Genomic DNA, 7048 nt, shown 5'->3' with positions numbered 1-7048 from the left:
AAAAATGATATTTTTAAACTTAATTAAAAATATATACTTAATTTTAGTACATCAAATTTGTCTTTTAAACCTTTAAACCTTTAAACTTTAGAAGTTTGATAATCGTAAAGTACGAACTGAAAAAAAATAAGGATCAACTTTCAAATTACAATTAACAATTGTCAATCATCATTCATCTGACATCCATCACCTAACAAACTCTACATATTATGGCAAAAACAAACGGAACTTCAACGCCTACTTTCAAGCCGGATAACAGTTCGAAATCAATTTCCGCCAGTCAGATTTTTGGGATTAACAGGCTCGTAAAACTTTTGGTGGTGATCGAAGGGAAAGTGATTTCCCATTACAAACACTTTAGTTTAAGCCAACACGCCGGGAAACACCATCGTTTTGAAATGGTTTTAGCTTATGATTCCTTAGGAAACAGAGAGAACCATAATTTAGAATCCTCCAATGAGTTTTTAGGAAAAAGACTGACGGTCGTTCAAAAATATAAAGATATACCCGACAGTCCGGAGAGAACCTTTGTGGGAGTGATCACCGAAGTCGGTTATTTACAGGATCAAAGTGGACTGGGGAATATTGTATTGTCAGGTTACAGTCCAACAATATTGCTGGATGCTGCGCCACATACCCAGAGTTTTGGAGGAGCACAATCGGTGAATATGAGTATCATCGCGAATCAACTCATCAAAGAAGGAATAAATACCGGAAGTTATGATGTAAGAGTAGATGCGAATGATTATTCAGAAATTATCTACAGTTCCCAATATAATGAAACGCATTACAACTATCTGGCAAGAATGGCAGAAGCTTATGGAGAACAGTTTTATTATGATGGCGAAGTCTTGCATTTTGGAAAACTTCCACCACAGAACCAGCCTTTAAAATTAGTCTATGGCAGTAATGTCAATGATATTAAAATAGAAATAAAAGCAGTTCACACGAAACCTGAGTTTTATGGATACAACAGCACTCAGAACGCTAAATTAACTTCAGGTTCTACGCCGGCAAATCATAAAAGTGATCTGGCCAATATTGCGTACAAAAAAAATGATGCAGACAGCGGTATCTTTAAAACACCAGCTTTACAGATTGCTCCGATCAGAGCAGTAACCGACAAAGATGTAGTGAATTCACAAACGAGCGCGGCGGGAAGTAAAGCCGTGGAAGTTTTACATGTAAGTGGAAGTACCACGATCCCATTTTTATATCCGGGATGTGTAGCAGATCTGGAAATGCGTAAAGAAGACAGCAATCAGACTTCCTATTTTACAAGATTAATGATCATTGAAACGAGTCACGATGTTGATACACTCGGACATTACAAAGGAACGTTCAAAGCCATTGCAAGTGACACTGGATTTTTACCAAAACCAGAGTTTACAATTCCAATCGCACAACCACAATTAGCCACCGTAATCAGCAACACCGATCCAAGCGGACAGGGAAGAGTGACGGTAAAATTCGACTGGCAGCTGCATGACACAACCGATTTCATCCGAATGATGAGTCCGGATGCAGGAGGAACGGATCAGGTTTCTCAGAATCGAGGTTACGTAGCGATCCCCGAAGTTGGGGATCAGGTGATGGTGGGATTTGTACATAATCATCCGGATCGACCTTTTGTGATGGGTGGAATGTTTCATGGGGGAACTGCTTTGGGTGGATTTGCAGATAATCGCGTAAAATCTATTATGACAAGAAGTGGACATAAAGTAATTTTTACGGAAGATGAAAGTATTATTATTACTGATAAATCTGGAAATGAAATTCACCTGGATACGACGGGGAGTAATATTAATATCACTGCACCGGAAACGATGACGCTTAATTGCAAGAACATGAATATTAATGTGGGGGAAAACATGACGACGAATGTTGGCATGAACGCAAGTGAGATGATTGGTATGAATAATACTCAATCTGTCGGTATGAACTCTACAGAAAGTGTGGGTGCCATGAAAATGACTTCTGTTGTGGGTGATGCAAGTATCTTTATAACAGGCAAGCTGACAGAAATGATTGAAGGAGATGTGCATAGTGAAACGAAAATGGAGCGGAATGAAATTTCCCATGAAGATATTGAGATTTCTTCAGGTAAGAGTATTACCAAAAACGCCCAGTTGGAAGTTAAAAATAATTCTGGTGAAAAAAGCAAAAATCATTAATTATGAGTAGAACCAGGATAGTAAAAGGAAAATATACTAAAATTGTAGGTGAAAACTATCTTATCTCAGCGGAGGGAAATATTACCTCAAATGCTCAAAATGAGGTAAGAGATCACGGCTTGCAAAATGGTGTACCTTATGGTAATTTTGAAAGAATTGGAAGTGATGTAACAGATGATTTTGAAATTACTTTATCAATAAAAAAAGATAAGTCATATTCTACTATAGTTCCATTAGGAATACTTGACTATGAAGAAAATTATGAGAATGCTAATTTTTTGTTCAATTATTCGTTATCACTAGGAAATATTGATAATTTAGATTTCAAAATTATAAAAGGAGATGGAACCACTTTATTTGCAATTCAAAGTATTCCAGCGGTAATATTACCAGCCAGGAGATTTCCCTACTTGGTAGAAGATATTTATAAGAAAAAACCAAGACCAGATCCGCTAAAACCGCTAAAAGCGTGGGATTGGAAAAGCGTTTTCGATCCTTATAATATTGGTTCTGGCGATTACACAAAAATAGGATCATACATAATTATGTGGGACGGTTTTGATAATCAGAAAGTATATGATAGTACGAACTTTAAAAATAACAAATTAAAAGCTCAGATTATTGCAACTAAAAATGGTGTAAAAAAAATGAAAGAAGTGGAATTTTCCACCAAACAGATTGGGAAAGACTGGGTAGATGTTAAGATAGACAGAGAAAATAAAAATATCGACATTAGTTTAAGAGTAAATTTGACTGATGGAGGAGAAGAAGGATTAAAATCTTATACTCATAAAGAATTAAATGAAACTGCAGAGGGTGAACCCAATCCATTTAAAGGTGTAACAGTAACCTATAATGATTGGGGCAAAATTTCTAACGAGGCGTTACAATATTATAAAAAACCCCCTATTAAAAAGAAGACAAAAACATATGAGGAGTTGAGAAAAATGGCTTTGGACGGTATAAATGAATATTGGAGCAGAACGTATGCCAGAACATCGAACAAAGGCACAGAGATTAATGGAGAAAAATGGGAAATTAAAGTGAATGCTACTTTTGATGTAAAAGGAATGGTTGCTCCAAATATTATTTATTTCACAAATTCTAAAAACACTATGCTAAACCGTTCACATAATTGGGAATTGCATAGGGAACTGTATTATAAAATTGGTTATACCTCCTACGGAGATTGGCAAAAGTATGACAAAAACAAAATTATCTATGTCACAAAAGGATGGCTTTACACGGAATCGCAAGATGCAGACTTAAAATTTAAAGAGACTTCAGCTCATGAAATTGGACATCAGTTATTGTTAACCTACGGCGGTCGCGATTACAGTTATTCGCATAAAGACACATCTGGTCCAACTTGGATTCAGCAAGATGCACTTCCTGGAACAAAATACCCTCCAAAGCCGCAAGAAATTGATCTAATGAAATATGCAGATGAAATTGAACCTCCAGATTATTATCAAAGAGTTGTTTTGTCTAAAGAGGACTTGTTAAGTGTAGTATGGCTGAGCAAAATAAAAATACTGAGTCTTTTGATGTTTTTTTCAATTTTATTATCTTGTAATTCAAAAAAAAATACAGAGTCTAGCGAAGATATTGTGAATTATTATAGTGGAATTGTACTTAATGACAAAAAAGAAACTCTCTCAGATGTCACTGTTACATGTATGTTAGAAAATGATTTATTACAAACTGTTTCAACTACTAAGACCGGTTATTTTAAAATTACTGATAAAAATCTAAACACCTTAAATATACAAGAACCACGAAAATTAATTTTTAAAAAAGAAGGATATATTACTGATACAATTAAGACAGCTCAACCCGTTTCAGATTACAGACGAAGAGATCGAGAATACCCGGTAAATTTTTATTTTATTTACAAAGTTCCTGATACGCTTGTACTTATAAAACAATAAAATTAAAAAGTTAGATAAAAACAAAAAGTTTTTTCCAAATTTATGCGCAAAATTTAAATATTTTACACAAGAAAGAGTGAAATGTTTTTATAATAGTAAAATGAATCTATATGAAATGAAACACGAAGGATGCTTGTGAGATAAAACCTTAAAAAAATTTAATTGAAAAAAACGCATATAAAAACTTAAAGGAATCTCATATTTAACTTATACACTGCCAGTTTCTTAAGTAGGCAGTGAATATTTTAACTCAGGAAATATTGACATAATGATATAGATTTAATAGCCAAAAATAGTTGGTGAAATCTTCTGTAAGATCTACTGTCACTCACGTAATGAGATTTTAGTTGAAATGGGTTTCAAATAAATTTTTGAAGCTTTTTTTTGCCATATAGTTATTCCGATAATTTTTAAACATTTTTATCAAAATTACCAACTATTTTTGACAACATTAACATGAAATGTTATATTAAATACTATGATATTCTAAGAAAAATTGTTTCTGAATTTGATATATTAAAATTAATGTGGTTAACAAAAATAAGCGTAAAATAAAATATCTTGTCTATTCACTAATCTTTACATTATTAAATTGTAAAAATAAAAAAAATATTTTAGTTCGTAATGTCAAAGGAATGATTTATTCGAAAATTACTAATAAACCGATTCAAAATGTAAAAATATTTGGGTATAAGTACGCTATTAATAATTTTGATACAATAAATTCTCGTAAAGATGGTGGATTTGTAATTTTAGGATGGTCAAGCACCAGTAGTGATTTCCGACGAGATAGTAGGGATGTCTCTAGTATTTTTCTACTCAAAAATAAAAATGAATTTAAGTTTGCTGATTCCAAAAAGATTTACAAAGGTGAAAACTATTATAAGAAAGATACAATTGATTTAGGTATAATTTATTTCGAAAATCTTAAGTCAATTGATAAAGATTCTATCCCCAAATAATTTTCATATTCTGATAGAACAATAGAGACAAATCTTCTAAATCTGACGAAGGAACTATAAAGGGCTGGAACGTAATTACTCAAAAAACAAATAATAATGCAGCTAATGCCTCTAAAGATGGTGAAGAGATAGATTTAATGAAATATTATAAAAATTATTATGATATTCCATGAACGATTATTACGGAATTTAATCTTCTTAAATTAATTTGGTTAACGAAAATTAGGATATCATGAAAAATTACGCGAAAAACCATCAGTTTAAAATTTACTCAATTATGATTTTTTTGTTTTTGGTATTAAATTGTTCAACCAAAAAATATGTAATATATAATGCAGTAACTGGAACGGTAGTTGATTTTGAAAATGGGAAACCACTCAAAGATGTAAAAATTTTTGTAGATAAATTTGCTTCGAATGATTTTGATACAATAAAAACTAATCAAAAAGGCTACTTTTTTATTGATGGATTTCAATCTTCTTATAAATATTTAAACATGCAAGCAAAGGTTTCTTATAATTATCATATTGAAAAATCCGGTTATAAAACGAAAATTATTACTATTAAAAATTTAATATATTCTAAAGATAACAAATTAGACACAATTAAATTAAAAGAGATTATTTTAACTAAAGAATAGAAAATTTTATAATACATATTTTTTATACTTAAATAAGACACTACCGCATCAATGGTGGTTTTTTTTCGCAATGATTCGGGCCGACCTTTTGTGATGGGTGGAATGTTTCGCGGGGGAGTTGGATTAGGAGGTGGAGTTCAGAACCACATGCGATCGATTCAAACAAAGACCGGAATTAAGGTTTTGATGAATGATAATGAGAAAAGTGTAACTATTTTGGACCCAAGCGGAAATACTTATTTTATGGATGGTAATATCGAAGTAACGGCGCCGAAAAATATGACTTTTAATGCGGGAGAGAATTTAGATATTAATGTAGGCAAAAATATGAATACAAATGTTGGTGTAGACCACAGCATGAGTATTACAAAAAACCATAAATTTACTGTAAGCAATTATAAACAAACCATCAATGAAAATAAGACGATTACTATCACTGAAGATTTAAAAGAAACTACTTCCACAACAACACATAAAGCGACCAACGGCGATATTTTAATTCAAAGTGTTGGTGTGGCGAAAGTTTTAAGGAAAATAGATGCGAAAGTAGATAGAGGTTAAAAATGAAAAATTAAAGTGAGTACTACTTTTGCTGTAAAAGGAATGGTGAATCCAAATATTAGTTATTTCACAAATTCTGAAAACATGTTAAACCGTTAACACAATTGGGAATTGCATAGGCATCTGTATTGCTTATACCTCCTGCGGAGATTGGCAAGAGTTTGACAAAAACAAAATTATCTATATCTCAAAAGCATGGCTTTACACGGAATCTTAAGATGCAGATTTAAAATTTAAAGAGACTTCAGCACACCAAGTTCGGCATCAGTTATTGTTAATCTACGGCGATCGCGAGTACAGGTATTCTAATAAAGACACATCTGGTTCAACTTGGATTCAGCAAGATGCACTTCCTGGAAAAAAAATATCTTTCAAAGCCGGAAGAAATTTATTTAATGAAAATATGCAGATGAAATTGAACCTACTGAGTATTATCAAAGAGTTATTTGTCTAAAGAAGACTTGTTAATTGTTGTATGGCTGACCAAAATAAAAATACTGAGTATTTTGATTTTTTTTTCAATTTTATTATCTCGTAACTCAAAAAAAATATAAGACTTAGCAAAGAAATTGTGAATTATTATAGTGAATTGTACTTAATCACAAAAAGAAACTACTTCAGGTGTCACGGCTGCAAAATTAATAGAATTGACTAAAAAAGTTTCTATTGTAGTTTTTGCGGTTGGTATGGATGCAGAATATCACTCAACAATTGTAATTGTAACCAAAGATTCTGTCAGTAAACTTAAGATTTGCAATACTGAAATAACTAGTACTTATT

At 32.1% G+C, this 7048-nt stretch carries 5 protein-coding genes; all 5 read left to right on the top strand.

All coding sequences use genetic code 11. The features are described from left to right. Nucleotides 1-209: 209 nt before the first annotated feature. The gene (locus IV494_RS14645) at nt 210-2174 is read left to right on the top strand and encodes a type VI secretion system Vgr family protein (protein WP_196080857.1); all 1965 of its coding nucleotides are present in this window, start codon (nt 210-212) and stop codon (nt 2172-2174) included. 2 nt (nt 2175-2176) lie between these two features. After that, the gene (locus IV494_RS14640) at nt 2177-4105 is read left to right on the top strand and encodes a hypothetical protein (RefSeq protein ID WP_196080856.1); all 1929 of its coding nucleotides are present in this window, start codon (nt 2177-2179) and stop codon (nt 4103-4105) included. A 527-nt stretch (nt 4106-4632) separates the two neighbouring features. After that, complete coding sequence (locus tag IV494_RS14635; RefSeq protein WP_196080855.1) at nt 4633-5067, top strand: hypothetical protein; 435 nt, start codon at nt 4633-4635, stop codon at nt 5065-5067. A 232-nt stretch (nt 5068-5299) separates the two neighbouring features. Continuing rightward, nucleotides 5300-5707 carry a carboxypeptidase-like regulatory domain-containing protein gene (locus IV494_RS14630; RefSeq protein WP_196080854.1) on the top strand — a complete coding sequence of 136 codons (408 nt, stop codon included), beginning with the start codon at nt 5300-5302 and terminating at the stop codon, nt 5705-5707. Nucleotides 5708-5758: 51 nt separating this feature from the next. After that, a complete protein-coding gene (locus IV494_RS14815; RefSeq protein WP_230380262.1) occupies nt 5759-6268 on the top strand; it encodes a hypothetical protein in 510 nt (169 codons plus the stop codon). Nucleotides 6269-7048 lie beyond the last annotated feature (780 nt).

It is taken from the genome of Kaistella gelatinilytica (assembly GCF_015679325.1).
In the GTDB taxonomy this organism is placed as follows: Bacteria; Bacteroidota; Bacteroidia; order Flavobacteriales; family Weeksellaceae; genus Kaistella; species Kaistella gelatinilytica.
The sequence above is the reverse complement of the archived record's forward strand: the minus strand, read 5'-3'. Positions and strand labels throughout refer to the sequence as shown.

Coding starts and splice junctions, on each gene's coding strand:
- IV494_RS14645 (WP_196080857.1), top strand. CDS start 210: ATGGCAAAAACAAACGGAACTTCAACGCCTACTTTCAAGCCGGATAAC.
- IV494_RS14640 (WP_196080856.1), top strand. CDS start 2,177: ATGAGTAGAACCAGGATAGTAAAAGGAAAATATACTAAAATTGTAGGT.
- IV494_RS14630 (WP_196080854.1), top strand. CDS start 5,300: ATGAAAAATTACGCGAAAAACCATCAGTTTAAAATTTACTCAATTATG.
- IV494_RS14815 (WP_230380262.1), top strand. CDS start 5,759: ATGGTGGTTTTTTTTCGCAATGATTCGGGCCGACCTTTTGTGATGGGT.